This window comes from Prauserella cavernicola, assembly GCF_016595675.1.
GTDB lineage: Bacteria > Actinomycetota > Actinomycetes > Mycobacteriales > Pseudonocardiaceae > Prauserella_A > Prauserella_A cavernicola.
Window position 1 is genome coordinate 73943 of record NZ_JAENJH010000005.1, and the last position, 25672, is coordinate 99614.

The 25672-nt window shown below is 71.0% G+C and carries 26 protein-coding genes; 6 read left to right on the forward strand and 20 right to left on the reverse strand.

Annotation, left to right across the window (positions count from 1 at the left end):
• Positions 1-46: 46 nt before the first annotated feature.
• The 12 genes from JHE00_RS20725 to JHE00_RS20780 all read right to left on the reverse strand — a co-directional run bounded on the left by JHE00_RS20725 (position 47) and on the right by JHE00_RS20780 (position 9989).
• On the reverse strand, positions 47-826 hold the full coding sequence (locus JHE00_RS20725; protein ID WP_200320621.1) for a ribonuclease HII: 780 nt from the start codon (positions 824-826) through the stop codon (positions 47-49).
• 47 nt (positions 827-873) lie between these two features.
• Entirely contained in the window at positions 874-1812 is a 939-nt protein-coding gene (gene lepB / locus JHE00_RS20730; RefSeq protein ID WP_200321255.1) for a signal peptidase I, read from the reverse strand.
• A 42-nt stretch (positions 1813-1854) separates the two neighbouring features.
• On the reverse strand, positions 1855-2214 hold the full coding sequence (gene rplS, locus JHE00_RS20735) for a 50S ribosomal protein L19 (RefSeq protein ID WP_200320623.1): 360 nt from the start codon (positions 2212-2214) through the stop codon (positions 1855-1857).
• Positions 2215-2352: 138 nt separating this feature from the next.
• Complete coding sequence (gene trmD, locus JHE00_RS20740; protein ID WP_200320626.1) at positions 2353-3102, reverse strand: tRNA (guanosine(37)-N1)-methyltransferase TrmD; 750 nt, start codon at positions 3100-3102, stop codon at positions 2353-2355.
• Positions 3102-3617: a ribosome maturation factor RimM gene (gene rimM / locus JHE00_RS20745; RefSeq protein ID WP_200320628.1), complete on the reverse strand. Its 516-nt coding sequence runs from the start codon at positions 3615-3617 to the stop codon at positions 3102-3104. The genes trmD and rimM overlap by 1 nt, the downstream gene beginning before the upstream one ends.
• Positions 3618-3627: 10 nt before the next feature.
• Positions 3628-3867 (reverse strand): RNA-binding protein, encoded by a 240-nt coding sequence (locus tag JHE00_RS20750; RefSeq protein WP_200320631.1) that lies wholly within the window; start codon positions 3865-3867, stop codon positions 3628-3630.
• Positions 3864-4313: a 30S ribosomal protein S16 gene (rpsP, locus tag JHE00_RS20755; protein WP_200320633.1), complete on the reverse strand. Its 450-nt coding sequence runs from the start codon at positions 4311-4313 to the stop codon at positions 3864-3866. Before rpsP ends, JHE00_RS20750 begins: the two co-directional genes overlap by 4 nt.
• Before the next feature lie 155 nt (positions 4314-4468).
• Positions 4469-5989 (reverse strand): aldehyde dehydrogenase (NADP(+)), encoded by a 1521-nt coding sequence (locus JHE00_RS20760; protein ID WP_200320635.1) that lies wholly within the window; start codon positions 5987-5989, stop codon positions 4469-4471.
• Positions 5916-7502, reverse strand: a complete 1587-nt coding sequence (locus JHE00_RS20765; RefSeq protein WP_200320637.1) for a tripartite tricarboxylate transporter permease — start codon at positions 7500-7502, stop codon at positions 5916-5918. The genes JHE00_RS20760 and JHE00_RS20765 overlap by 74 nt, the downstream gene beginning before the upstream one ends.
• 11 nt (positions 7503-7513) lie before the next feature.
• Positions 7514-7999, reverse strand: coding sequence for a tripartite tricarboxylate transporter TctB family protein (locus JHE00_RS20770; protein ID WP_200320639.1), 486 nt, complete (start codon positions 7997-7999; stop codon positions 7514-7516).
• On the reverse strand, positions 7996-9003 hold the full coding sequence (locus JHE00_RS20775; protein WP_200320641.1) for a tripartite tricarboxylate transporter substrate binding protein: 1008 nt from the start codon (positions 9001-9003) through the stop codon (positions 7996-7998). The genes JHE00_RS20770 and JHE00_RS20775 overlap by 4 nt, the downstream gene beginning before the upstream one ends.
• Positions 9004-9044: 41 nt before the next feature.
• Positions 9045-9989, reverse strand: coding sequence for a 5-dehydro-4-deoxyglucarate dehydratase (locus JHE00_RS20780; protein WP_200320643.1), 945 nt, complete (start codon positions 9987-9989; stop codon positions 9045-9047).
• Positions 9990-10058: 69 nt separating this feature from the next.
• On the opposite strand from JHE00_RS20780, the gene JHE00_RS20785 reads away from it, so the two are divergent.
• From JHE00_RS20785 to JHE00_RS20800, 4 genes are read left to right on the forward strand one after another with little or no spacing between them, the layout of a single operon-like run.
• Positions 10059-10868, forward strand: a complete 810-nt coding sequence (locus JHE00_RS20785) for an IclR family transcriptional regulator (RefSeq protein WP_307832035.1) — start codon at positions 10059-10061, stop codon at positions 10866-10868.
• A 2-nt stretch (positions 10869-10870) separates the two neighbouring features.
• Positions 10871-11635, forward strand: coding sequence for a sulfite exporter TauE/SafE family protein (locus JHE00_RS20790; protein ID WP_200320646.1), 765 nt, complete (start codon positions 10871-10873; stop codon positions 11633-11635).
• 40 nt (positions 11636-11675) lie between these two features.
• Positions 11676-12800, forward strand: coding sequence for an L-talarate/galactarate dehydratase (locus JHE00_RS20795; protein WP_200320649.1), 1125 nt, complete (start codon positions 11676-11678; stop codon positions 12798-12800).
• Positions 12797-13480 (forward strand): FadR/GntR family transcriptional regulator, encoded by a 684-nt coding sequence (locus JHE00_RS20800; protein WP_200320651.1) that lies wholly within the window; start codon positions 12797-12799, stop codon positions 13478-13480. Before JHE00_RS20795 ends, JHE00_RS20800 begins: the two co-directional genes overlap by 4 nt.
• Here the strand turns inward: JHE00_RS20800 and JHE00_RS20805 are convergent.
• The 7 genes from JHE00_RS20805 to JHE00_RS20835 all read right to left on the reverse strand — a co-directional run bounded on the left by JHE00_RS20805 (position 13474) and on the right by JHE00_RS20835 (position 22056).
• On the reverse strand, positions 13474-14286 hold the full coding sequence (locus JHE00_RS20805; protein WP_200320653.1) for a CPBP family intramembrane glutamic endopeptidase: 813 nt from the start codon (positions 14284-14286) through the stop codon (positions 13474-13476). The genes JHE00_RS20800 and JHE00_RS20805 overlap by 7 nt on opposite strands.
• 52 nt (positions 14287-14338) lie before the next feature.
• Entirely contained in the window at positions 14339-15076 is a 738-nt protein-coding gene (locus tag JHE00_RS20810) for a CPBP family intramembrane glutamic endopeptidase (protein ID WP_200320655.1), read from the reverse strand.
• Positions 15077-15164: 88 nt separating this feature from the next.
• Entirely contained in the window at positions 15165-16226 is a 1062-nt protein-coding gene (locus JHE00_RS20815; protein ID WP_200320657.1) for an amidohydrolase family protein, read from the reverse strand.
• A 3-nt stretch (positions 16227-16229) separates the two neighbouring features.
• Positions 16230-17771, reverse strand: a complete 1542-nt coding sequence (gene ffh / locus JHE00_RS20820) for a signal recognition particle protein (protein WP_200320659.1) — start codon at positions 17769-17771, stop codon at positions 16230-16232.
• A gap of 326 nt (positions 17772-18097) precedes the next feature.
• Positions 18098-20419, reverse strand: coding sequence for a [protein-PII] uridylyltransferase (locus JHE00_RS20825; RefSeq protein ID WP_200320660.1), 2322 nt, complete (start codon positions 20417-20419; stop codon positions 18098-18100).
• Between the two features lie 9 nt (positions 20420-20428).
• Positions 20429-20767 carry a P-II family nitrogen regulator gene (locus JHE00_RS20830; protein ID WP_200320662.1) on the reverse strand — a complete coding sequence of 113 codons (339 nt, stop codon included), beginning with the start codon at positions 20765-20767 and terminating at the stop codon, positions 20429-20431.
• Positions 20764-22056: an ammonium transporter gene (locus JHE00_RS20835; protein ID WP_307832036.1), complete on the reverse strand. Its 1293-nt coding sequence runs from the start codon at positions 22054-22056 to the stop codon at positions 20764-20766. Before JHE00_RS20835 ends, JHE00_RS20830 begins: the two co-directional genes overlap by 4 nt.
• Positions 22057-22245: 189 nt before the next feature.
• Between JHE00_RS20835 and JHE00_RS20840 the strand changes: the two genes are divergently transcribed.
• Positions 22246-23100 carry a putative RNA methyltransferase gene (locus tag JHE00_RS20840; protein WP_200320666.1) on the forward strand — a complete coding sequence of 285 codons (855 nt, stop codon included), beginning with the start codon at positions 22246-22248 and terminating at the stop codon, positions 23098-23100.
• Positions 23097-23720 (forward strand): (2Fe-2S)-binding protein, encoded by a 624-nt coding sequence (locus tag JHE00_RS20845; protein ID WP_200320668.1) that lies wholly within the window; start codon positions 23097-23099, stop codon positions 23718-23720. Before JHE00_RS20840 ends, JHE00_RS20845 begins: the two co-directional genes overlap by 4 nt.
• Here JHE00_RS20845 and JHE00_RS20850 read toward each other — a convergent pair.
• Complete coding sequence (locus JHE00_RS20850; RefSeq protein ID WP_200320670.1) at positions 23717-25657, reverse strand: MmgE/PrpD family protein; 1941 nt, start codon at positions 25655-25657, stop codon at positions 23717-23719. The genes JHE00_RS20845 and JHE00_RS20850 overlap by 4 nt on opposite strands.
• Positions 25658-25672 lie beyond the last annotated feature (15 nt).

The following is a 25672-nucleotide window of genomic DNA, read 5'->3' on the forward strand; positions in this document are numbered from 1 at the left end:
CCTCGCAAAGCCGTTCCCGGCGGAACAACCATTGTGCACGAGCGCCTCACAACTCGGCGCCGGACACCTCGGCGACCTCGCCGGAATCCGGCAGCTCGAACAGGTATTGGTCGAGCTCCGCGTCCTTCGCCGCGCGTTTCCTCGCCTCGGCCTGCAACGCGGCCGCGGTCAGCATCACCTTGTGGGGAGCGACCTTGCCGTGCGCCCGCCCCGCGACGGCGACGTTCGTGTAGGACCAGCGATGCACCGGGCTCGGGCCGTGGGCCGTCAGCGCCTCGCCATGCTCGGTCGTCGTGTAGCCCTTGTGCACGTCGAACCCGTACACCGGGTGCTCGTCGTGCAGTCCGGCCATGATGCGGTCGCGCGTCACCTTGGCCAGCACCGATGCGGCGGCCACGCACGCGACCGCGCGGTCGCCCTTGATCACCGGCACGCTCGGCGCGGGAAGCCCCGGCACCCGGAACCCGTCGATGAGCACGTAGCCGGGCGCGAGGTCGAGCCCGGCGATCGCCCGTCTCATACCCTCGATGTTGGTGACGTGGATGCCCAGCGCATCGACCTCGGCGGGTGAGATCACCACGATCGAGTAGTCGAGCGCGCGGCGAAGGACCCGTTCGTAGACGCGCTCGCGCGCGAGCGCCGTCAGCAGTTTCGAGTCGGTCAGCTCGGTGAGTCTGGCTCCGTCACCGGGACGCAGGATGCAGGACGCGACCACGAGCGGACCCGCGCACGCTCCCCTGCCGGCCTCGTCGACACCGGCCACCGGGCCGAGGCCGCGACGGTCCAGCGCGCTCTGCAACGCCCAGGACGTCTCGCCGCGAACCACGGCGCGTGGAGGGCGCAGTACACCAGTGGGTCCGGCGCTCACTCGGTCTACCGCCCTCGTCTGACCGTCCCACGAACCGCGGCACCGACCTTGCGGCTCACCTGCACTGTCGGCCACGCGGCGACCACGCCGATACCCAACGGCACGCCCTGCTGCCAGGCGGGCGCGCTCATGGCGTTGGCGGGTTCGGCCTGCGGGTTGTGATCACTGACGGTGCCCCAGCGCGACGGCGGCAGGACGATCAGACGTGCCTTGCCGATGATGTTGTCGACCGGGACGGCGCCGCGCTCTCCGCCACCGCCCTGGAAGCGGGAGTCGAGAGAGTTGTTGCGGTTGTCGCCCATGACCCAGACGGTGCCCTCGGGCACGGTCACGGGGCCGAAGTCGTCCTGCTCCTCGCGGCCGCCCTGCCAGTAGATGTAGGGCTCGTCCAGTGGTCTGCCGTCGACGAGAACGCGGTTCTCGTCGTCACAGCACTCCACGGTCTGGCCGCCGGTGGCGATGATGCGCTTCACGAAGTCGCGCTCGTCGGGCGGCGCGAGGCCGAACACGGAGCCAATGCTCTGGAAGAAGCGGGCGACCGAGTTGCCGGACTCCGGGACGGGAGCGTCGTTCTCGACCCACGGCTGCGGGCCGCGGAACACCACGACGTCGCCGGGGCCCGGATCCGAGAAGTCGTACGTGATCTTGTCGACCAGGATCCGGTCCGGGGTGCAGCCCGCGCAGCCGTGGAGCGTCTCTTCCATCGATCCCGACGGGATCATGTAGACCCTGGCCAGGAACTGCTGGATCAGAAACGCGAGGACGAGCGCCACCACGATCAGGATCGGCAGCTCTTTCCAGAACGAGCGCTGCTTCTTCTGCTTCCGACGCGAAGCGGCCGGAGCGTCATCGGCGCCAGTCTCGGCGGACTCGGCTTGGTGACGACCGCGAGGGTCATTCTCCTCCGAGCGCTCCGGCTCGTCTTCCGCGGCGTTTGAAGGCACAGGCTCGACCACGTGGCCAGGCTACGGTAACGGCTTGACTACTCAGGAAGCAGAGGGTGCTTCGCGCCGCTCCTTGATCTTGGCGGCCTTGCCCCGCAGCTCGCGGAGGTAGTAGAGCTTCGCCCGGCGGACGTCACCGCGCTTGTCGACCTCGATCTTGGCGATGTTGGGCGAGTGCACCGGGAAGGTCCGCTCGACGCCAACGCCGAACGACACCTTGCGCACGGTGAAGGTCTCGCGGGCGCCACCGCCCTGACGGCGGATGACGACGCCCTGGAAGACCTGGTTGCGCTCGCGGTTGCCCTCGATAACGCGGACGTGAACCTTCAGCGTGTCGCCCGGGCGGAAGTGCGGGATGTCGGAACGCAGCGACTGAGCGTCCAACGCGTCCAGGGTGTTCATCGGTGGTCCGTCCTCGTCTTCATGTGGCTTCGGCGTACATCCGGGCGCGCGCCTGCATGACAGCGGGTGGCCCAGGAGCTTGGCGGCGCGTGATTACGTCGCGCCAACCGGTCAAGTATTGCAGATGGGATGCCGGGTCTAATCACCGGGTTCGTGGCGGAGCCGGTCGAGCACCGCTCGATCGTGCTTGTCGAGGCTGCCTTCGGGCAGCTGTTCCAGCAGGTCGGGCCGTCGGCGATGGGTGCGCTCGAGCGCCTGGTCCCTGCGCCACCGGTCGATCAGCGCGTGGTTGCCGGAACGCAGGACGTCCGGCACGGCCAGCTCTCGCCAGACCTCCGGCCGGGTGTAGCTGGGGCCCTCGAGCAGACCGTCGGAGAACGAGTCCTGCTCGGCCGACACCGGGTTGCCGAGCACCCCGGGCAGCAGGCGGACGACAGCCTCGACGATCACCAGTACCGCGGCCTCGCCGCCGACCAGCACGTAGTCGCCGATGGAGACCTCGTCGACGGGCATGCGCCTGGCGGCGTCGTCGATCACGCGCTGGTCGATGCCCTCGTAGCGCCCGCACGCGAACACCAGGTGTTCCTCTGCGGCGTAGGCGTGGGCGAGTTCCTGCGTGAACGGCCTGCCGGCAGGCGTCGGGACGACGAGCCGGGTGCGCTCACCGCAGACGGTGTCGAGCGCGTCGCCCCAGATCTGGGGCTTCATGACCATGCCGGGACCGCCGCCGTACGGCGCGTCGTCCACGGCACGGTGCACGTCGTGGGTCCAGTCCCGCAGGTCGTGGACCCCGATGTCGATGAGGCCGCGCTCGATGGCGCGGCCCAGCAGCGCCGCCCGCAGCGGCTGCAGGTACTCGGGAAAGATCGTGACGACGTCGATCCGCATCAGACGTCCAGCAACCCCTCTGGCGGGTCGACGACGACCCGCTTTCCGGCGATGTCGACGGTCGGGACGATGACCCGCACGAACGGCACGAGCACCTCGCCGCCGCCCTCACGGTCGATCGCGAGCAGTTCGCCGCCCGGTGAGTGGACGACCTCGCGCACGGTGCCGAGGGCTGTGCCGTCGGTCAGTTCCGCGCGCAGGCCCTCGAGCTCGTGGTCGTAGAACTCGTCCGGATCCTCGATCGGAGGGAGATCGGCGGTGTCGCCGAGCAGCAGGACGCCGCGCAGCTCCTCGGCGACCGTCCGGTCCGGAACCTCGGCAAAACGCATGAGCAGCCGCCCGCTGTGCCAGCGGGCGGCTGCCACGGTGAGCCGCGTGGTGCTGCCGTCACGAGCCTGACCGGTCAGCACCGTCCCCTCTGCGAAACGCTCTTCGGGCGAGTCGGTGCGCACGTCCACGGAGAGTTCTCCACGGATGCCGTGCGCTTTGGCGACCCGCCCGACCACGACCTGCACGGTGCGTTTCTCAGCGGTCGGTATCGATGACGTCGACGCGAACGCCCCGGCCGCCGATGGCTCCCATCACGGTGCGCAGGGCGGTGGCCGTGCGGCCACCCCGGCCGATCACCTTGCCGAGGTCGTCCGGGTGGACGTGCACCTCGAGGGTGCGACCGCGGCGGGTGGTGACCAGTTCGACCCGGACGTCGTCCGGGTTGTCGACGATGCCGCGCACCAGGTGCTCGAGCGAGTCGGCCAAGAAGCTCACGCCTCGTCGGCCTTCTTCTCGGTCTCGGCCTCGCCCTCGGGAGCGGCGTCAGCCTTCTTGGCGGCCTTCTTCTTCGGCGTGGTGGCGTCGCCGGCGGGCTCGTCGCCCGCGGCGGCCAGGGCCGCGTTGAAGAGGTCCTGCTTCGACGGCTTCTCCTCGCGCTGCTTCAGCGTGCCCTCGGCGCCCGGCAGGCCCTTGAACTTCTGCCAGTCACCGGTGACTTCCAGGAGACGCTGCACCGGCTCGGTGGGCTGCGCGCCGACCTTCAGCCAGTGCTGGGCGCGGTCGGAGTCGACCTCGATGAAGCTCGGCTCCTCCTTGGGGTGGTACTTGCCGATCGTCTCGATGGCCTTGCCATCCCGGCGGGTGCGCGCGTCCGCGACGATGATGCGGTAGTACGGCGCACGGATCTTGCCCAGGCGCTGCAGCTTGATCTTGACGGCCACGGGTGTGGGTACTCCTGTCGTTTCGCTACTCGGTTCGGGACACGATCCGAGTGGGGAGCCGGATCCGAATGCCCGCAGGTATGTGTGGTCGCCCCGGACGGTGAGAGGGTCCGAACCGGAGCGGGCAAGCAATCATTTTGCCAGACGGCCCGTGCTCACCCGTTCCCGGGGAGCGTGAGCACGCCGTCCACCCGAACGGGCACGTCGACGGAGCCGTCGCGCAGCTCCGGCGGCAGCACGGCCTGCGGAGCGCCCTGCCAGGCGAACGGGCGCAGGAAGCGGCGGATCGCCGTGGTGCCCACCGACGTGTGGATGCTGTTGGTGGACGGCCACGGCCCGCCGTGGTGCTGGGCCCACGACACCGCGACGCCCGTCGGGTAGCCGTCGAACACGAGCCTGCCCGACACGGCCTGCAGACCCGCCAACAGGTCGGTGGCCTGGGTGGCCTCGTCGGTTCCGAGGTGCACCGTCGACGTCAGCGAGGGCTCCAGTCGCGCCATTGCGGCGAGCAGCTCCTCGTTCTCGGAGTAGCGCACCACGACCACGAGCGGGCCGAAACATTCGGTGGCGACGTCGGTGTCGAGCTCGGCGGCGTCGATGGTCAACACGCGCGGCTGCGCCGTGAAACCCGAATCGTCCGGCTCACCGCCGGTGGCGGCCGTCCCCACGCCGGAGAGGCCCGCGAGCCGCTCCGAACCCGAGGCGAACGAGTCGCGGATGCCCTTGTTGAGCAGCACCTGCGCGCCCGTTCCCTCCACGGCCGTCCGCAGAGCGGCCAGCACGGCCTCGCCCTCGTCGGTCCTCGGCACGAACGCCAGACCCGGCTTGGTGCAGAACTGGCCCGCGCCGAGCGTGAACGACCCGGCCAGGCCCGCGCCGATCTCGTCGGCCCGCTCCTTGGCCGCGGCCTGCGTGACCACGAGCGGGTTGATGCCGGAGAGTTCGCCGTAGAACGGGATGGGCTCCGGCCTGGTGTTGATGAGCTCGAGCAGCGCCTTGCCGCCGCCGAGCGAACCGGTGAACCCGACCGCCTTGATGTCCGGGTGCCGCACGAGCCGCACCCCGGCCTCCCGGCCGTAGACCACGCCGATCGTGCCCTCGGGAGCGCCGTACTCGATCGCCGCGGCCTCCAGCGCCTCGCCGCACAGCCGCGAGGTCAGCACGTGCGAGCCGTGGGCCTTCACGATCACGGGACAGCCCGCCGCGAGCGCCGACGCCGTGTCGCCGCCGGGGACCGAGAACGCGAGCGGGAAGTTGCTCGCGCCGAAGACGGCGACCGGGCCCAGAGGCAGCAGCATCCGGCGCAGGTCAGGACGCGGGCCCATCGCCGTGTCGCCGGCGTGGTCGACCGTGGCCTCGAGGTAGCCGCCCTCGGTGACCACGTCGGCGAAGAGGCGCAGCTGGAAGCAGGTCCTGGTGAGCTCGCCGTTGAGCCGGGGCTCGCCGAGGCCGGTCTCGCCGTCCGCGGTGGCGACGATCTGCTCGCGGCGCGACTCCAGCCCGTCGGCCAGCGCCCGCAGCAGTCCCGCACGCCACGCGCGGTGGCGCAGGCTCAGCTCCGCGAAGGCCGCCCGCGCCCGCGTCGCGGCCGCGTCGACGTCGTCAGGGGTGCTCGGCAGGATCTCGGTCTCGCTGCTCTGCCCCGTCCTCGGGTTCACGCTCTGCAGGTGTGACATCGCTGTTCTTGTTCTCCTTGTTCTGGGTGGCCTTGTTCCGGGAGCGGACGGCTCGCAGCACTGAGAGCAGGATGAGAAGCACGATGGCGCCGAGCAGCGAGGCCGCGATCGGTTCGCCGAGGAAGCCGGACAGTTCGCCGTCGAACGTCCTCATCGAGCGGCGGAAGGCCGACTCGAGGATTCCGCCGAGCACGAACGCCAGCACGAGCGGCCCCGGCTCGAACCCGACCTTCTTCATCAGGTAGCCGAGCAGGCCGAGCCCGATGACGAGGTACATGTCGAAGACGTTGTTGCGGACCGTGTAGACGCCGATCATCGTGATGAGGATCGTCAGCGGGGCCAGGATCGCCGCCCGCACCTTGAGGATGCGCACGAAGATGCCGATCAGCGGCAGGCTCATCGCGAGCAGCAGCAGGTTGCCGATGTACATCGAGTTGACGACACCCCAGAACAGCTGCGGCTCCTCCTCGACCAGCAACGGGCCGGGGGTGATGCCCTGCAGCATGAGGGCGCCGAACATGATCGCCATCGTCGCGTTGGCTGGAATACCCAGCGACAGCAACGGGATGAACGACGACGTCGCCGCGGCGTTGTTGGCGGTCTCGGGACCGGCGACACCCTGGATCGCGCCCCGGCCGAACTTCTCGGGCCGCTTGGTGGCCTTCTTCTCGACGGCGTAGGCGACCATCGACGACATCGTGGCGCCGCCGCCGGGCAGGATGCCGAGCAGGAAGCCCGACAGCGAACCGCGCGCGATCGCGCCCTTGGACTCGGAGAAGTCCTTGCGGGTCGGGTAGACCGACCCGACCGGGGCCGCCTTCGGCGCCTTCTTCCGCAGCGCCTCGAGGTTGTAGAGGATCTCGCCGACACCGAACAGGCCCATCGCGACGATCACGAAGTCGATGCCGTCGAGCAGCTGGTCACTGCCGAAGGTCAGGCGCGCGGTGCCGAGCAACGGGTCCTGGCCGATGGTGGCGAGCAGCAGCCCCAGCGTGGCCATCGCCAGGCTCTTGAAGATCGAGCCGGTGCCCAGCGTGGTGACGAGCAGGATGCCGAGCAGCGCGAGCATCGTGTACTCGGCGGGGCCGAAGTCGATGGCGAAACCCGACACGAGCGGCGCCACGAAGGTCAGCGCGACGATGGCGATCGTGCCACCGATGAAGGAACCGATCGCGGCGATGCCGAGTGCGGCACCGGCGCGCCCCTGTCTCGCCATCTCGTGCCCGTCGATGGCGGTGACGACGCTGGAGGCCTCACCAGGCAGGCGCAGCAGCACCGACGTGATCGTGCCGCCGTACTGCGCGCCGTAGAAGATGCCGGCGAGCATGATGATCGCCGACGTGGGCTCGATGTTGTAGGTGATCGGCAGCAGGATCGCGATCGTGGCGGCGGGCCCGAGGCCGGGCAGCACGCCGACGAGCATGCCCAGCGTGACGCCGAGCAGGCAGTACAGCAGGTTGTCCGGCTGGAAGACGACCCCGAACCCGTCGAGCACCGGAGACAGGAAATCCATTGGCTAGTCCTCTAGAAGTGCACGATGTGGGGCAGCGACACCCCGAGCCCGGTGATGAACAGCAGGTAGATCGCGGTGGTGGCGGACAGCGAGACGATGGCCGTCATGAGCCACGACTCGCGGCCGAGCAGCTTGAGCCACAGCACCAGCAGCGCGACGGTCGGGATCTCGAAGCCGACGCGCTCGAACAGGAACACGTAGCCGAGCAGGGAGACGACGCCCGCCGCCACGACGAGGGACTCGCGGCCGAACCGTTCCTCCTCGCCGGTGGGGGCGGAGCGCACCACGAGCACGACCGCGATCACGGCCATGGCGACGCTGACGATCAGCGGCCACATCCCGGGCCCGGGATCGGCGAGGTCGCCGATCCCGAGCTGCCAGGACAGGAGGGCGGCACCCGCGCCGACGACGAACAGCACCGACGCAGCGATGACGTTCTGCCTGCGCGCGTAGCTCTCGCTCGGCCGCGCCTCCTGCTCCTGATCGGGAGTCGTCATGACTGACCCTTCATGTCGACGCCGAGCTCCTCCGTCATCGTCTTGAACTGGTCACGGGATTCGCGCAGCTGCTTCTCGACCTCGGCGCCGTCGGCGTCCCAGCGGCCGATGTAGCTGGACTCGAGCACGTCGGAGTACTCCTTGGACTGCACGGCCTCGTCGATGGCGGAGGAGAGCTTGTCGCGCACGTCGTCGGGAAGGCCGGCGGGTGCGGCGACGAAGCGGCGCTGGTCCACGGTCACGTCGTAGCCGAGCTCCGTGGCGGTGGGCACGTCGGGCAGTGCGTCGAGCCGCTCCTTCGAGAACACCGCGAGCCCGCGCAGCTCGCCCGCCTTGATCTGTTCGAAGGCCTCGGCGATCTGCAGCCCGGCCGCGTCGACCTTGCCGCCGAGCACGGCGGTGAGCGTCGGGCCGCCACCGTCGAAGGGCACCGCGGTGGCCTTCACCTTCTGCAGGCCGAGCAGCAGGGCCTGAGACAGCTGACTCCCCGTGCCCGCGCCGGTGGTGCCGTACTTGATGTTGCCCGCCTTCTTGAGGTCCTCCACCGACTTGATGGGCGAGTCGGCGGGCACCACCATCACGTAGTCCTCGACGGCGAGGCCCTTGATGAAGGTCATGTCCTCGAGCTGCACGGCATCGGGGTCGTCGAGCACGAGCGGGCCCACGGCGAACAGCGACTGGGGCATCACGGCCACGCGGTAGCCGTCGGGGTTGCTGCTGAAGACGTCCTTGCCCGCGATCTTGCCGTTGGCGCCGGGCTTGTTGAGGACGACGGCGCTCTGGCCGAGCGGCTCCTCGATGCTCTTGGCGAGCGCCCTGGTGACGAGGTCGGTGCTGCCGCCGGGCTCGGTGGGCACGCTGAACTCGACGGGGCGGGTCGGGTAGTCGCCGCCGCCGTCGCCGTCACCCGAGCCGCCCTGCACGGAGCAGGCCGACAGGGCGAGCGCCGCGGCGGCGAACAGGGCGGCACTCCGCACGGTGCGGTTTCTGGACAGAATCTTCATTGATCCTCCTGGGAAGTACTACCGGTGGGGAAGGAAGTACGTCAGCGGGTCGCACCCACGAGGGCGAGGCCCTTGGTCAGCAGTGCGTCCAGTTCTTCGAGGTGGTCGGTCGGCAGGTCGCGCAGCGGCGCGCGCACCGGGCCGACGGTGGCCCCGCGAAGCCGGGCGGCTGCCTTGACGAGCGCGACGGCGTAGCCGGTGCCCTTGTCGCGCAGCTCCACCAGCGGCACGAAGAACTCGCTGAGCAGTCGCTCGACGGTCGCGTGGTCGTCGGCGTGGAACGCGCGGAAGAAGGCCTGGGAGATCTCGGGCGCGAAGGCGTGCACGGCCGAGGAGTAGGCGGGAACGCCGATGGCGCGGTAGGAGCGCGCCTGCATCTCAGCGGTGGCGGCGCCGTTGAAGAACAGCCATTCCGGCGGGGCGGCGAGCTTGATGCGCTGGAGCTGGTCGAGGTCGCAGTGGCCGTCCTTGATGCCGATGACGTTGGGGATGGTCGCGAGCTCGGCCACGGTCGGCACGGCGATCTTGACCTGGGCGCGCTGGTAGACGATCAGCGGCAGCTCCGTGTTCTCGGCGACCTTGCGCACGTGGTCGACCAGGCCCGCCTGCGGGGTCTCGACGAGGTAGGGCGGCATCAGCAGCACCGCGTCGGCGCCCGCGCGCTGAGCGGCGGCGACGAAGCGGCCGGCCTGCGCCCACCCGTAGCCCGCGCCCGCGACCACGGGTGCGGTGCCCGCGGACTCCTCGACGGCGATCGTGATGAGGGTTTCGTACTCGTCCTCGGCGAGGGAGAAGAACTCGCCGGTGCCGCAGCAGGGGAACAGAGCGCCGGGCTTGGCGGCGAGCTGACCGCGCACGTGGGCACGGAAGGCGTCGGTGTCGATGGCGCCATCGGCGTGGAACGGCGTCAGCGGGAACGACAGCACCGCTGTCGCCATCCCGTTCTGGAGCCGTTCAACGGCCTCCGCTGTATACGTGGCAGTCAAGGTGTCTCCATATGTAGACGTCTGTCATGTGCGGAGCAGTGTTACCCGGGCCTTGATAAGCTGTCAACCGTGGAAGCTGAGCGAGAGACCGGTGTGCGAGGTGTGAAGTCCGCCGCCAGGACCATGGAACTGCTGGAACTGCTGGCGTCGCGACAGAACCGGCCCGCTCGCCTCCGCGAGCTGAGTGACGCACTGGGGGCACCGCGCAGCAGTGTCTACGCGCTGATCCGCACGCTCGTCGAGCACGGCTGGGTGCGGGCCGACGCCAGCGGAACTCAGTACAGCATCGGCATCCGCGCGCTGCTCGCCGGAACGACCTACCTCGACACCGACCCATACCTGCGGATCATCCAGCCGCTGATCGCCGACCTGTCCGCCGAGCTCGACGAGACCATCCACTACGGCAGGCTCGACCGCGGCGACATCGTCTACCTCGCCACGCGCGAGTCGAGCAAGTACATCCGGCCGTTCAGCAGGGTCGGCCGCAGGCTGCCCGCGTTCAGCACGTCGATGGGCAAGGCGCTGCTGTCCGAGCGGCTCGAGACCGGGATCGACGACCACGTGCCGGCCCAGGTCACGCCGCTCACCCCGAACACGCTGGTCGAGCGGGCCGACCTCATCGCCGACCTCGAGCTGACGCGCGAGCGCGGCTACGCGGTGGACAACGAGGAGAACTACGCGGGCGTCATGTGCTTCGGCTTCGCCCTGCGCTACAGCACTCCCCCGATCGACGCGATCAGCTGCTCGGTACCGCTGAGCGGGCTCACGCCCGAGCGGCGTGACGACATCGTCGAGGCCATGCAGCGCACGCGGCTGGCGATCGAGCGCATGGCCCCGGTCGACCTCGCGGCCACGGCCGATCTCACCACGGGGCGCTGAGCTTGGGGCTCGACTCCGCCGCACTACTGGTGCTGGCGGGCCTCGCCGCGGGCCTGGTCGGTTCCATGGCGGGCCTCGCCTCACTGTTCAGCTATCCCGCGCTGCTCGCGACGGGCCTGCCGCCGATCGCGGCCAACGTGACCAACACCGTGGCGATGTTCTCGACCACGGTCGGCGCCGCGAGCGGCTCGCGCAGGGAACTGCGCGGCCAGCTGCGCAGGCTGCTGCGGCTCGGCCTGCTCGCGGTGCTGGGCGGCTCGGTCGGCGCACTGCTCCTGCTCACCACGCCCGCGTCGACCTTCGAGCTCGTGGTGCCGTGGCTCATCGCGCTCGGCTCGGTACTGCTGTTGTTCAGCGACCGGCTGCGCGAGGTGGCCGACGGTCGCGCGAAGTCGCGGACCGGGCCGCCGTCGCTGCTGCCCCTCGGGGTGTCCGTGGCGCTCGTCGGCGTCTACGGCGGCTACTTCGGCGCGGGAGCGGGCGTGCTGATGCTCGCGGTGCTGTCGGTGTCGGCCACCGAGCCACTGCCGGTGACCAACGCGGTGAAGAACATCGCGACCGGGGCGGCGAACGTGACCGCCGCGGTGGCCTTCGCGTTCCTGGCGCCGGTGAACTGGGTGGCGGCCGCGGTCCTCGGCGCGGGCGCACTGGTGGGCAGCTGGGTCGGGCCCTCGATCGTGCGGCGGCTGCCCGAGCGCCCGCTGCGGATCGCCATCGCACTGGCCGGGCTCGTCCTCGCGGGGCACCTGTGGTTCTCCGCGATCTGACCGTTGTCTGACTTCTCGTCGAGTTGTACGATCTCTCGCCATGACCGCTGATCGCATCTCCTCAGTCACGATCTCCACCGTCACGCTGCCGCTGCACACGCCCATCAGCGACGCCAAGGTGCTCACCGGACGGCAGAAACCGATGACCGAGGTGGCCCTGCTCTTCGCCGAGATCCGGACCGAGTCCGGCCACGAGGGCTTCGGCTTCGGCTACTCCAAGCGTGCGGGCGGGCCCGGCCAGTACGCCCACGCCGTCGAGGTCGCCCCCGAGCTCATCGGCGAGGACCCCAGCGACATCGACCGCCTGTGGACCAAGCTGGTCTGGGCGGGAGCTTCGGTGGGGCGCAGCGGCCTGTCCACCCAGGCGATCGCGGCCATCGACGTCGCGCTGTGGGACCTCAAGGCCAAGCGCGCGGACCTGCCGCTGGCCAAGCTCATCGGCGCCCACCGCGACTCGGTCCGCTGCTACAACACCTCGGGCGGCTTCCTGCACGTCCCGATCGAGGAGGTCCTCGAGAACACCACCGCCTCCCGCGAGCGCGGCATCGCGGGCGTCAAGCTCAAGGTCGGGCACCCCGACTGGCGCGTGGACATCGAGCGCGTGACCAAGGTCCGCGAGCACCTCGGCGACGACGTGCCGTTGATGGTCGACGCGAACCAGCAGTGGGACCGGCCCGCCGCGCAGCGCATGTGCCGCAGGCTCGAACCGCTGGAGCTGGTGTGGATCGAGGAGCCGCTCGACGCCTACGACCACACCGGCCACGCCGAGCTGGCACGCACCTTCGACACCTCCATCGCCACGGGCGAGATGCTCACGAGCGTCGCGGAGCACGCCGAGCTGATCAGGGCGGGCGGCGCCGACATCGTCCAGCCGGACGCCCCGCGCATCGGCGGCATCACGCAGTTCCTCAAGCTGGCCGCGCTGGCCGAGCAGCACAGGCTGCAGATCGCGCCGCACTACGCGATGGAGATCCACCTGCACCTCGCGGCGACCTATCCGCAGGAGACGTGGGTCGAGCACTTCGAGTGGCTCGAGCCGCTGTTCACCGAGCGCATGGAGATCAAGGACGGCCGCATGCTGGTGCCCGACCGCCCCGGCCTCGGGCTCACCGTCAGCGACCAGGCGAGGGCGTGGACGACCGACAGCGTTACGGTGACCGCTTGAGCAGAACCCAGGAGCTTCTCGCGCAGCTGACGGCGCGCATCCAGGAAGGCGTGATCCAGCCCGGCGAGCGGCTGCCGACCGAGGGTGAGCTCGTGCGGACCTACGGCGTGAGCCGCACGGTGGTGCGCGAGGCGATCTCGCGGCTGCAGGCCGCCGGACTGGTCGAGACCCGGCACGGCAGGGGCAGCTTCGTGCTGGCCCAGCCCAGCACCACGCCGTTCGAGGTCGGCGAGGCGGGCGAGCTGACGATCGACGGGGCGCTGGAGCTGATCGAGTTCCGCACCGGCGTCGAGGTGGAGGCCGCCGCACTCGCCGCCCGCAGGCGCACCGACGCCCAGCTGGCGGACCTGCGTGAGGCGCTCGACGCCTTCGCCGCCAGCGGCGGCAACCCGAGCGCCTCGGTGCACGCCGACTTCCGGTTCCACCTGCGGATCGCGCTCGCGGCGGGCAACCGCTACTTCGCCGACCTGATCAAGTCGTTCGGGCCCGGGATGATCATCATGCACCGCGAGCGCATGCCGGCGAACCCGGAGCGGTTCGCGCGCACGGCGGGCGAGCACGAGAACATCTACACCGCCATCGAGCGCGCCGACGCCGACGCGGCCCGCGCCGCCGCGCGGGTGCACCTGGTCAACAGCAGGGCCCGCCTGCTCGACGCGCAGGCGCAGCAGCCTCAGTAACCGACCACGCCCAGCGCGGTCAGCAGGATCGCCAGCGCGGGCAGGAAGTTGTTCATCTGGTGGGCCACGATGCTGCCCAGCAGCCTGCCCGTCACCAGGCGGGCGAGCCCGATGGGAATGGAGATCACCAGTAGCAACGGTGTCCGCAGTGGTTCGAGGTGGCTCATCGCGAACACGGCCGTGGACAGCACGAACGCGGCGAAGCGGCCCCACTTCTCCTTGTTCCACTCCAGCCGTTCCGTCGCGCCCCACAGCAGGCCGCGGTAGATGATCTCCTCGCAGATCGGGCCCAGCAGCCACAGGTAGAGGAACATCACGATCGCCGCCGACACCGACATCGGCTTGTCCTCGACGAGCGCGCTGATGGCGGAACTGGAGTTCTGCTCTCCCACCGCCTTGGTCCACACGAACACGCCGACACTGGTGCACACCAGGCCGAGCACGCCGAACTTCAGCCCGAGCTTCACGTCGTCCCAGCGCCACGACAGGCGCAGGTCGGCGAGGGGGCCGTTGCCACGCACCTTGGTGATGGCCAGTGCGGTCAGCGCCGCGATCACGGTGGGGGTGATGGTGCCGATCAGGACGTCGTGCACCGGCAGCGAGTCGGCCGAACCGCCCTGCACCAGCAGCGCTCCCACCAACGCCGCGGACACGAGCAGAACGGCCTCGACGAACAGGAACGCACCGAAACCCCAGCGGTGAGCCGGCGGGGGCGCCTCGTCGACCTCGACAACGGGCACGTCGGACACATCGGGCACGTCGATCCCGGACACCGGTTCTCCCGCGTTCGGTGACGTCACACCCATCCTCCAGCGCCGAGGTCCAGACCTGGCGAGCCTACTGTGAGCACACGCTCGATTACGAGCCGAACAGCAGCAGCGCCGGGGGCAGGTTGTTCGTCGCGTGTGCCACCACGCTCGCACCGACCCGGTCGGTGATCAACCGCGCGTAGCCGATCACGATGCCCTGGCCGAGCAGCGCGATCGTGCGCGACGGCTCGCCGTGCAGCTGCGCGAACACCAGTGCCGTGAGCAGGAGGATCACCCACGGCGGCACGCGGTAGTGGGCGAGACCGTTCCACAGCGCTCCCCTGACGAACAGTTCCTCGGTGAGCGGCGCGCAGACCACCACGATCAGCGCGGCCACCACCAGCCAGCCGGTGTCGGTCGCGATCCCGCCGAAGACCTCGGTGAGCGGGTCGCTCATCCGCTCGGTGCCGTAGACCTCCAGCAGGAGCACGTTGAGCACATACCCCGTCAGCAGCGCGAACCCACCACAGGCGAGCCCGACCACGAGGTCCCTGCTGTTGGGCAGCAGGCGGTACTCGGCGAGCACTCCCCTGCCCCAGCGGCGGGCGCCGAAGACCGGCGCGAGGCCGAGCAGCAGGTTGGGCACGAACGCGAGCAGCACCAGCGGGCCCAGCTCGGGAATCCGCAGGGAGCCGACCTCTCCCTCGCCGCCGACCGCGACGGCGGTGAGGATCAGGCTGAGCAGGTAGTACCCGCCGAGCCCGGCGAAGAAGGTGAGAAACCCCCAGTGGGCGCCGAGAACGAGTCCGTCGCGAATCGGTGGCGGATCCTGTTCGTTGCGAGCCACCGCACCTCCCGTCCGCGACGTCGCACTGCTGGGCAACCTTAGTCGCGACGCGGTCCCGGTGGCGCCACCTCGGCCGCCGATGGGGTGACTAGATCAGGTTTCCGCGCAGGATGATGTGCCGAGGACCGCGCAGAACTTCCAGGTCCTCGCGGGGGTCGGCGTCGAAGATCACCAGATCGGCTGGTGCGCCCTCGGCGATGCACTCGTGGCCGAGCCACTCCCTGGCCGCCCACGACGCCGAGGCCAGCGCCTGCTCGGCCGACATCCCGGCGCGGTGCAGCGCCTCGATCTCGTCGGGCAGCCTGCCGTGCGCCACCATGCCGCCCGCGTCGGTGCCCGCGTAGACGGCGACGCCCGCGTCGAGCGCGGCACCGACCATGTCGGCGACCCCGGCGTGCAGTGCGCGCATGTGCGCGGCGTAGACCGGGTACTTGGCGGCCGCGTCGGCGATGCCGGGGAAGTTCTCGATGTTGATCAGCGTGGGCACCAGCGCGGTGCCGCGGCGCGCCATCTCGGCGAGCAGGTCGGCGGAGAGCCCCGTGCCGTGCTCGAGACAGTCGATGCCCGCGGCGACCAGGCCCGGCATCGCCGCCTCACCGAACACGTGCGCGGTGACCCGCGCGCCCGCGTCGTGCGCGACCTTGACCGCCTCGGCGAGCACGTCGTCCGGCCACAACGGCGCCAGGTCGCCGGCACCGCGGTCGATCCAGTCGCCGACGATCTTGACCCAGCCGTCGCCTGCCGCCGCCTGCTCGGCGACGGCCTCGGGCAGCTGGTCGGGACCCTCGAGGTCGATACCGAGCCGCGGGACGTAGCGCTTGGGCAGTGCCAGGTGCTGCCCGCCGCGGATGATGCGCGGCAGGTCGGCGCGCCGCTGCAACGGCCGCGTGTCGATGGGCACCCCACAGTCGCGAATGAGCAACGTGCCCGCGTCCCGGTCGGTCAGCGCCTGCTCGGTGGCCTCCTCGAGGCTGGTGGGGCCGTCGACGCCGATGCCGGGATGGCAGTGGGCGTCCACGAGGCCGGGCACGAGAAACGCCCCGTCGAGCGTGCGCGCGCCCTCGACCGGTTCGAACGAGATCCGGCCGTCGCTGATCCACACGTCGCGCTCGCCGCCGTCGGGCAGCACGACCCCGCGCAGGTGGAACACGGACTACTTGTTCTTGGGCAGATTGAGCTTCGAGGGGTCGAAACCGGGAGGCAGGTCGTTGAGTCCACCGCCGAGCTGCGACAGGTCCGGCATCCCGCCACCGCCGCCGGCGGCGGGCGGGAACCCGCCGGGCAGACCACCGGGGAAACCGCCGCGCGGCTTCTGCTGGATCTTCTTGCCCTTCTTACCCTTCTTGCCCTTGCGCACGTGCTGCTTCTTCGTGGCGCTTCCGCCGCCGAAGCCGAACCTGCCCGCCATCTGCTGCATCATCTTGCGGGCTTCGTAGAACCGGTTGACCAGGTCGTTCACATCGCGCACGGCGACGCCCGACCCGCGCGCGATGCGCTGCCTGCGGGAGGCGTTGATGACCTTCGGGTTCTCCCGCTCGGCGGGCGTCATGCCGCGGATGATCGCCTGCAGCCGGTCGAGCTGCTTGTCGTCGACCTGCGAGAGCTGGTCCTTCATCTGGCCCGCGCCCGGCAGCATGCCCAGCAGGTTGCCGATCGGGCCCATCTTGCGCACGGCCAGCATCTGCTCGAGGAAGTCCTCCAGCGTCAGCTCGCCGGTGCCGAGCTTGGCCGCGGCCTTCTCGGCCTTCTCCTGGTCGAAGGCCTCCTCGGCCTGCTCGATCAGGGTGAGCATGTCGCCCATGCCGAGGATCCGGCTGGCCATGCGGTCGGGGTGGAAGACGTCGAAGTCCTCGAGCTTCTCACCGTTGGACGCGAACAGGATCGGCTGGCCGGTGACGTGCCGGACCGACAGCGCGGCACCACCGCGGGCGTCGCCGTCGAGCTTGGTGAGGACCACACCGGTGAAACCGACGCCGTCGCGGAACGCCTCGGCGGTGGTGACGGCGTCCTGACCGATCATGGCGTCGACCACGAACAGCGTCTCGTCAGGCTGGACCGCGTCGCGGATGTCGGCGGCCTGGCGCATCAGTTCCTCGTCGACACCGAGCCGACCGGCGGTGTCGACCACGACCACGTCGTGCTGCGCGTGCCTGGCCTCCTCGATGCTGCGCCGCGCGACGTCCACCGGGTCGCCGACGCCGTTGCCCGGCTCCGGCGCGAACGTGGCCACCCCGGCACGCTCACCGACGACCTGCAGCTGCGTGACCGCGTTGGGACGCTGGAGGTCACAGGCCACCAGCATCGGCGCGTGGCCCTGCTTCTTCAGCCACTGCGCGAGCTTGCCCGCGAGCGTGGTCTTACCGGAACCCTGCAGACCGGCGAGCATGATGACCGTCGGCGGGTTCTTGGCCAGGTGGACGCGCCGCGTCTCGCCGCCGAGGATGCCGACGAGCTCCTCGTTGACGATCTTGATGACCTGCTGCGCGGGGTTGAGGGCCTCGGAGACCTCTGCGCCCTTCGCACGCTCCTTGACTTGGCCGATGAACTCGCGGACCACGGGCAGCGCGACGTCGGCCTCCAGCAGCGCGATGCGGATCTCGCGCGCGGTGGCATCGATGTCGGCGTCGGAGAGCTTGCCCTTGCCGCGAAGGTTCTGCAGGACCGACGTGAGCCGATCGGAGAGTGTGTCGAACACGGGGTGCACGCTCCAGCAGGTCGTTGGTGTTCCGTCGGCCGCGGGGCCGACATCTTCCCAGGGTACTGGCCGCGCCATCGTGCGGGACCGCCCGGCCGGTCACCTCCCCTGGTCCCGGCCGGGCGGCGGGCTGCCCCAGTGGGTGCCCTCGTGGGTCCGGCTCGTTCGCCAGACCCCCAGTACCAGGCGATCCGAGCCCGTTCCGGGCACCTCAACCCGGGCAGGTCACAGCCTGCCCGGGAGCGGGGTGGTCGCGGCAGCGTGAAGACACCACACCTGCCGTGGGTAGAACTACCCAGTCCACCCCGGTGCCCAGGCGGGCTCGTTCAGGTGGCCGCAGCGAGCACGGCCTGTTCGACCCGCGACCGCCACTCCTGGTCGACGACGCCGTGCCGCGCGGAGACGGCGAACGAGTCGACCACCCTGGACCCGAGCGTCGCCACCTTCGCCCAGCGCACCTCGGCGTCGCAGCGCCGCAGCGCACCGGCGACCCGGTGCAGCAGGCCGATCCGGTCTACCGCACGCAGTTCGAGCACGACGGCGCCGGGCGCCGCCGTCTCGTCGTCGAACCACAGCACCTTCGGCGCAGCGGGCGACGGCAGCGGCGTGTCGTAGTCCTTTTCCTTCTCAGCCAGCTTCTGGCTCAGCGCGAGTCCGCCCGCGACGGCCCTGGCGAACTGGTCGCGCAGCAACCCCGCGTCCGGCAGCGTGCCGAACCTCGGCGACGCCGTGAACACGCCGACGCGGCCCCCGCCGTGACTGCGCAACATCGCGGTGTGCACCTCGAGCGAGTTCAGCGCCAGCACCCCGGCCGCGGGGGTCAGCAACTCGGCGTTGGCCGGAACGGCGAGCACCACGGTGGCGAGCTTGCCCGCCGCGGTGACCCTCGCCTCGCCCCGCGTGGTCCGCACCGCCTCGGCCACCAGCTCGCGCTGGGTGTCGTCGAGCGGATCGGGCACCGAGAACGCGTCGCCGTGCAGCAGCCCTCGGCACCGGCTCACCAGTTCACGGATGAGCCCCGCCTTCCACTCCGTCCACACGCCGGGCCCTGTCGCGAGCGAGTCGGCCTGTGTCAGCGCGGCGAGCAGGTCGAGCAGCAGCGGGTTGCCGTCGACGGTCTTGGCCACCCGCTCGACGGTCTCCTGCTCACTGATGTCGCGGCGGGTCGCCGTGTGCGGCAGGAGCAGGTGGTGGCGCACCATGCCCGAGACGATCGTGATGTCCTCATCGGACAGTCCGATCCTGGACGCGACCTGTGCGGCGATCTTCGCGCCCAGCTCCGAGTGGTCGGCGTCGCGGCCCTTGCCGATGTCGTGCAGCAACGCGCCCAGCAGCAACAGATCGGGACGCGAGACCGTGGTGGTGAGCCGCGCGGCTTCCACACACGCCTGCACCAGATGCCGGTCGACGGTCCAGGCATGCACGGGCTCGCGCGGCGGCACGTCCCGCACCGCGCCCCACTCGGGGAACAGGCGCGCCCACAGTCCCGTGCGGTCCAGCGCCTCCACGGCGTCGACCAGCCCCTCCCCCGCACCGAGCAGCTCGGTGAGCGCCCTGCGTGCGGGTTCCGGCCACGGGGCACGCAGCTCGGGCGCCGAGTCGGCGAGCGTGCGCAGTGTCCCGTGCGCGATCGGCCTGCCCGTGCGGGCCGAGGCCGCCGCCACCCGCAGCAGGAGTCCCGGATCGCGCGCGGGCACCGCGTCGCGGGCGAGCGCGACCTCGTTGCCGTGCAACACGACGCCGTCGTCCAGCGGGCTGCGACCGGGCCGCCTGCCGAAGCGTGTCCTCGGCGGTTCCACGGCGGCCCGCAGTGCGACGTCGACGGCGTAGCCGACGGCCCTGCCCGCCCCGGAGAGCTTGCGGGCCAACGAGAACCGGTCTCCCAGGTCCAGTTCGCCCGCCACCAGCTCGGCATCGCCGGCGCCGAGCACGTCGCGGTCGCGGCGCAGTTCCCTGCGCAGCTCCGTGCGAACGTCGAGCAGGAGTTCCCGTGCCGCCTTGAGTTCCTCGTTGGGGCGGTCGGCGAGCTGCGCCACGGCGAAGGCGTCCAGCAGCCCCAGGTCGCGCAGGCCACCCCGGCCGTGTTTGAGGTCGGGTTCGGCCGACTGCGCGATCTCGCCGCTGCGCCGCCAGCGCTCACGCGTGGCCTCGGCCAGCTCCGGCAACCGTTTGCGGGCGGTCCGGCGCCACTGGTCCCGTGCCGCCGAGGCGAGCCGTGCGGTCAGCTCGGCGTCGCCCGCGAGATGCCGGGCGTCGAGCAGGCCGATCGCGGTGCGCAGGTCCTCGGAGGCCACCTTGAGCGCCTCCGCCGGGGTGCGCACCGCGTGGTCGAGGCCGATCCTGGCGTCCCACAACGGGTACCAGAGAGCGTCCGCGATCGTGCCGATGTCCGGTTGTCCGTTGTGCACCAGCACCAGGTCGAGGTCGGAGAACGGCACGAGCTCCTGACGACCGAGGCCGCCGACGGCGACCAGCGCGACACCAGAGGACGCGGTGTCCCTGACGTCGATGCCGGCCGCCGTGGCGGCCTTGCTCAGCCAGAACTCGTACAGGTCCACCAGCGCGGCTCGGAGCGCGGTCGCTCCGAGCCGCCCGTGGCGACCCTCCAACAGCCGGTCGGCCGCCTCGACGAGTCCGTCTACGACCACGGCACCTTCTTAGAGTGCATCGGCGCCGCGTTCACCGGTGCGGACGCGGATGACGGTGTCGACCGAGGTCACCCAGACCTTGCCGTCGCCGATCTTGCCCGTGTGCGCCGCGCTGACGACCGCGTCGATGACCTTGTCGACGTTGGCGTCGTCGGTCACGACCTCGACCTTCAGCTTGGCCACGAAGTCCACGGCGTACTCGGCGCCGCGGTAGACCTCGGTGTGGCCCTTCTGCCTGCCGTAGCCCTGGACCTCGCTCACCGTCATGCCCAGCACGCCGAGCTGCTCGAGAGCGGACCGGACGTCGTCGAGCGTGAACGGCTTGACGATCGCGGTGATCAGTTTCATGACTTCGTCTCCTCGAGCTTCTTCGCGTTGCCCGCGACTCCGGAATCAGCCGAGGCGGCACGGCCGCCACGGCCACCGGCGAAGTCGTACGCCGACTCGGCGTGCTCGGCCTCGTCGATGCCGTTGATCTCCTCTTCCCTGGTGACGCGGCCACCGTTGATCGCCTTGATGATGAGGCCGAGGATGGCCGCGATGATGCCCGAGTAGACCATGACCGCAAGGGCGCTGATGGCCTGCTTGCCGAGCAGCGCGACGTCACCGCCGTAGAACAGGCCGTCGGTGCCGTCGGGGGCGACGCTGGTGGTCGCGACGAAGCCGAGCATCAGCGTGCCGACCAGACCACCGACGAGGTGGACGCCCACGACGTCGAGCGAGTCGTCGTAGCCGAAGCGGTACTTCAGGCCAACGGCCAGCGCGCAGAGGACACCGGCGATCGCACCGATGGACAGCGCGCCCCAGGTGTCGACGTAGGCACACGCGGGCGTGATGGCCACCAGACCGGCGACCACACCGGAGGCGGCGCCGAGGCTGGTCGGCTTGCCGTCGCGGATGCGCTCCAGCAGCAGCCAGCCGAGCATCGCGGCCGAGGTGGCGGTGACGGTGTTGATGAACGCGATACCGGCGACACCGTCGGCGGCGTAGGCCGAACCGGCGTTGAAGCCGAACCAGCCGAACCACAGCAGACCGGCGCCGAGCATAACGTAGGGCAGGTTGTGCGGCTTCATGGGCTCACGCGGCCAGCCGACGCGCTTGCCGAGCACCAGCACCAGACCGAGCGCGGCCGCGCCGGCGTTGATGTGCACCGCGGTACCACCGGCGAAGTCGAGCGCGCCGAGCTCACCGATCCAGCCGCCGTCGCCCCAGACCCAGTGCGCGACGGGGAAGTAGACGATGGTCGCCCACAGGCCGCCGAAGATCATCCAGGAGCCGAACTTCATGCGGTCGGCCACGGCGCCCGAGATCAGGGCCACCGTGATGATCGCGAACATCGCCTGGAACGCGACGTCGACCGTCCCGGCCGTCGGGTCGCCCTCCGGCGTCATCAGGCCACTGAGGCCGAGCATGTCGAACGGGTTGCCGAGCAGGCCCGCGACATCGCTGCCGTAGGTCATCGAGTAGCCGTAGATGACCCACAGCACGCCGATGAGCCCCATCGCTCCGAAGCACATCATCAGCATGTTCAGCACGCTCTTGGAGCGCACCATGCCGCCGTAGAAGAACGCCAATCCCGGCGTCATCAGCAACACCAGCGCGGCGCTGATGAGCAGCCAGGCCGTATTCCCTTCCACGCTTCTCCTCCTTCGAGAGCCGGATCGCAAGAATTCGCAATTGCGGCACAGCATCGGGAAGGCGTGTTGCGCGGAATGGATTCTCAGGTTTCGACACCGTGAACCAAACGGTCGGACTTGTTACGGCTACGTTTCCCCGCACCTGTGCCGATTCGTCCGGCTACGAAACCTCGTGGTCGAATAGCGTGTGTGACCTCGCGTGAAACGGCTGCCACGTCGTTACCGTCCGCCGCGCTCGCGGCGCTGCGCTGCTCCGTCTGTGGCGAGGCCGTGGCGCTCACCGGTCACTCGCTGCGCTGCGAACGCGGGCACGCCTTCGACCTCGCGAAGCAGGGGTACGTGAACCTGCTGCACGCCAAGGTGGCGGCGGGCACCGCGGACACGGGCGAGATGGTGAGCGCGCGAGCCGACTTCCTCGCTTCCGGGTTCTACGCGCCGCTCGCGGAGCTGCTGGCCGAGCTGGCGAGCGGGGAGCTCGTGGTGGACGCGGGCGCCGGAACCGGCTACTACCTGGCGAAAGTCCTCGACGCGCTGCCCGGGGCCACCGGGCTCGCGCTCGACGTGTCGGCCCCCGCGCTGCGCCGTGCGGCCAGGGCACACCCGAGGATCGGGGCGGCGGTGTGGAACCTCTGGGAGCCGTGGCCGGTGGGCTCGGGCGTGGCGGACACGGTGCTCAACGTGTTCGCTCCGCGCAACGCCGCGGAGTTCCACCGCGTGCTCCGGCCGGGCGGCACGGTGCTGGTCGCCTCGCCGGGCAGCGGCCATCTGGGTGAGCTGGCGCGAAGCCTGGACCTGCTCGACATCGGCGAGGACAAACAACAACGCCTCGACTCCGCGTTCGCGGAGCGGTTCGAGCTCGTGGACCGGCAGCACCGGGGTGGCCCGGTGACCCTCGGTCCCGACGACGTGAGGAAGGTCGTGCTGATGGGCCCGAACGCACACCACCTGCACCGCTCGGGGCTCGGCGAGCGGCTGGCCGGGCTCACCGAGTCCGTGGAGGTCACCACGTCGTTCGTGGTGTCGGCCTACCGCAGGCTGCCGTGAGCGCGCGGGTCCCGGCCACGGTGCTCACCGACCCGGAGTGGCTGCGCGAGGACCTGGGCCGGGCGGCTCGGCTCTACGGCGCGGCGAGCGACCGGGTGCTGGGCACGATCCGGTGGTACTCGGCGTCGTCGATGCTCGTCGGGCCGTCGCTGGAGTCCTTCGCCCGCACCGGCTCGGCGCTCGACCCGGCGCTGGAGGCCGTCGCGTTCACGATGCACCCCGACGGCCGGATCGTCGACGCCCGCGCCGGTCGCGTCCTCGACGCGCCCGCCGGTGACGCCGCCGCGTTCGGGACCGCGCTGGGCGACGCTCTGGAGCCCGCGGTGGAGGCGATCGCGGCGACGTGCGGCGCCACGTCGCGCGCCCTGTGGGCGATCGCCGCCGACTCGATCGGCACCCGCCTGCTGTGGGCGGGCGCGACCGGGCTCGCCGGGCAGATCGCCGACGGGATCGGCCGCCGCATGCCCACGCCCCGGTTCGTCCACATCGGACCACACGAGGTGGTGCGCCGCTCGTCGTGCTGCCTCATCTACGAGGCGACGGGCGGCGACAAGTGCGTGAGCTGCCCGCGCCAGCTACCTGCCGAGCGCGAGCAGCGCGTCCGCGCACAGCTGGGTTAGGCCAACGCCGGTTCGGCGCTGAGCGCCAGCAGGCTCAGCAGTGCCCTGCGTCCGGTGAGCGGGTGCGCGGGACCGGTGAACCCGGCCCGCGCGAGCGCGGCGGCCTCCACCCCGTCCTCGGCCGCGTGCCGGGCCCGCACGGCGTCGAGCTCGCGCCCCTGCTCCGTGCCGGTGACCGTGGTGGTCTGCGTGGCCGCGAGCCCGAGCGCCGCCAGCACGGCCCGCGCCGGCGCCCCGTGCACCGCCGCGATGGTGGCCGTGAGCGTGGGCAGCCGGTCGGCGGGCACGCCGAGCCTGTCCGCGACGCGGGCGCCGACCGCGAGCGCCGTGCTCACCGCGCCCGCGTCCCCCGCCGCGGCCGCCGCCGCGGCGGCCGGTCCGTGGCCCGCCGCCACGAGCCGTGCGGCGACCGCTCCGGCGCGCTCGCGCTCGCCGGTCTCGGACACCTCGGCCCGCACGCGCGTCGCTTCCTCGGCGAGGGCGGACGCCTCGGCCGTGGTCTCCCGCGCCTCGGCGAGCCACCGGGCGAGCGCGTGGTCCTCGGAGTCGTCACCGGGCTCGGCGGCGAGCCCGACCACGGCGGGCCGCTCGGCCTGCTCCGGCGTACACGCCGCGAGCAGACCACGGACGTAGCCCGTTCCGTGCTGCCGGGTGGCGGCGTCGAGCGCGGCGGCGCCGCCGGGCAGCAGGCGCCCGACGAGCCCCTCGGCCTTGCCGGTGAGCTCCTCGCTCGTGAGCGGCCTTCCGAGACTTCCCTTGGCGTGCAACACGTCGTGGCTGAGCACGGTGCCGTCGGCGAGCGTCACCTCCAGGTGCGCGGCGTCGCGGGCACAGTCGGGCGTGGCGTCGAAGGTGACGAGCGAGCGCAGGCGCCGTGCCTGGTCCGACACCACGAACTCGGTGGCGTAGCCGGAGAGATCCACCGTCGGCAGGAGCAACCCGGCCGCGACGCCGTGTGCCGTGGAGAAACGGGCCTGCAGGCCGTCGACGGGCGCGAGGTTGCCCGTCAGCTCGGGCACGAGCGGGTGGCAGCGCAGGCGGATCGCCGCCACCGACGCGGCCCCGCCGTGCTCGGCCAACGGAGCGTGCAACGCCTCGGCGGCCTCGATGGCAGGGTGGGTGACGATGCCGCAGGGATAGGGCTTGAAGGTGTTCTCCAGCAGCTCCCAGCGCACTCCCGGTTCGCCGAGCACCGCGTCCGCGGCGAACTTCCCCCCGGCGAGCCTGGCTGCGAACCCAGCGGGCCCGGTGAGGGTGTCGCCGGGACCGGGCAGACCCGCCGCCGCGTCGCGCACGGCGCGCAGCGCGACGACCGCGGCTTTGCCGGGGTGCCACGGTTTGGTCATCGAGCCAAAGCCCTCGCGGTTGCCGAGCCCACCCTCGACCGCCCATTCCAGCGCCACCCGCAGCTGGGCCGTGTCCAGGCCGAGCAGCAGTGCCGCCGTGACGGCGGCACCGGCCGCGCCGCACGTGCCGGTGATGTGCCAGCCCGCGTCGTAGTGCTCCGGCGACACCGCGACCCCGAGCCGCAGCTGGGCCTCGACACCCCACGCGTAGGCGGTGAGCACCTCGTCGGCATCGGCATCGGCCAGCTCGTCCTGCAGTCCGACGAGCACCGCGAGACACACCGCGCCGGGGTGGATGACCGTGCTCAGGTGTGTGTCGTCGTAGTCGTCGAGGTGGGCGGCGAGGCCCGTCGCGAACGCGGCGTCGAGCGGGGCGAGCGTTCCCGCCCGGCCGGGAACGGCGCCCTTGCCCTCGGTGAGGCCCGCCGACACGGCGGCCACGACGTCCACGGCCGGTTCCCTGGATGCGCCGACAGCGGTCGCGAGCACGTTGTAGAGCGTGCGCCGCGCCGCCTCGCGCACCTCGGTGGGCAACGGCTGCCCGCTGTGGGAGGTGATGAGCTGGGCGAGCTGGCCGAGCGGGGCTGACATGGTTCTCCTTGCGTT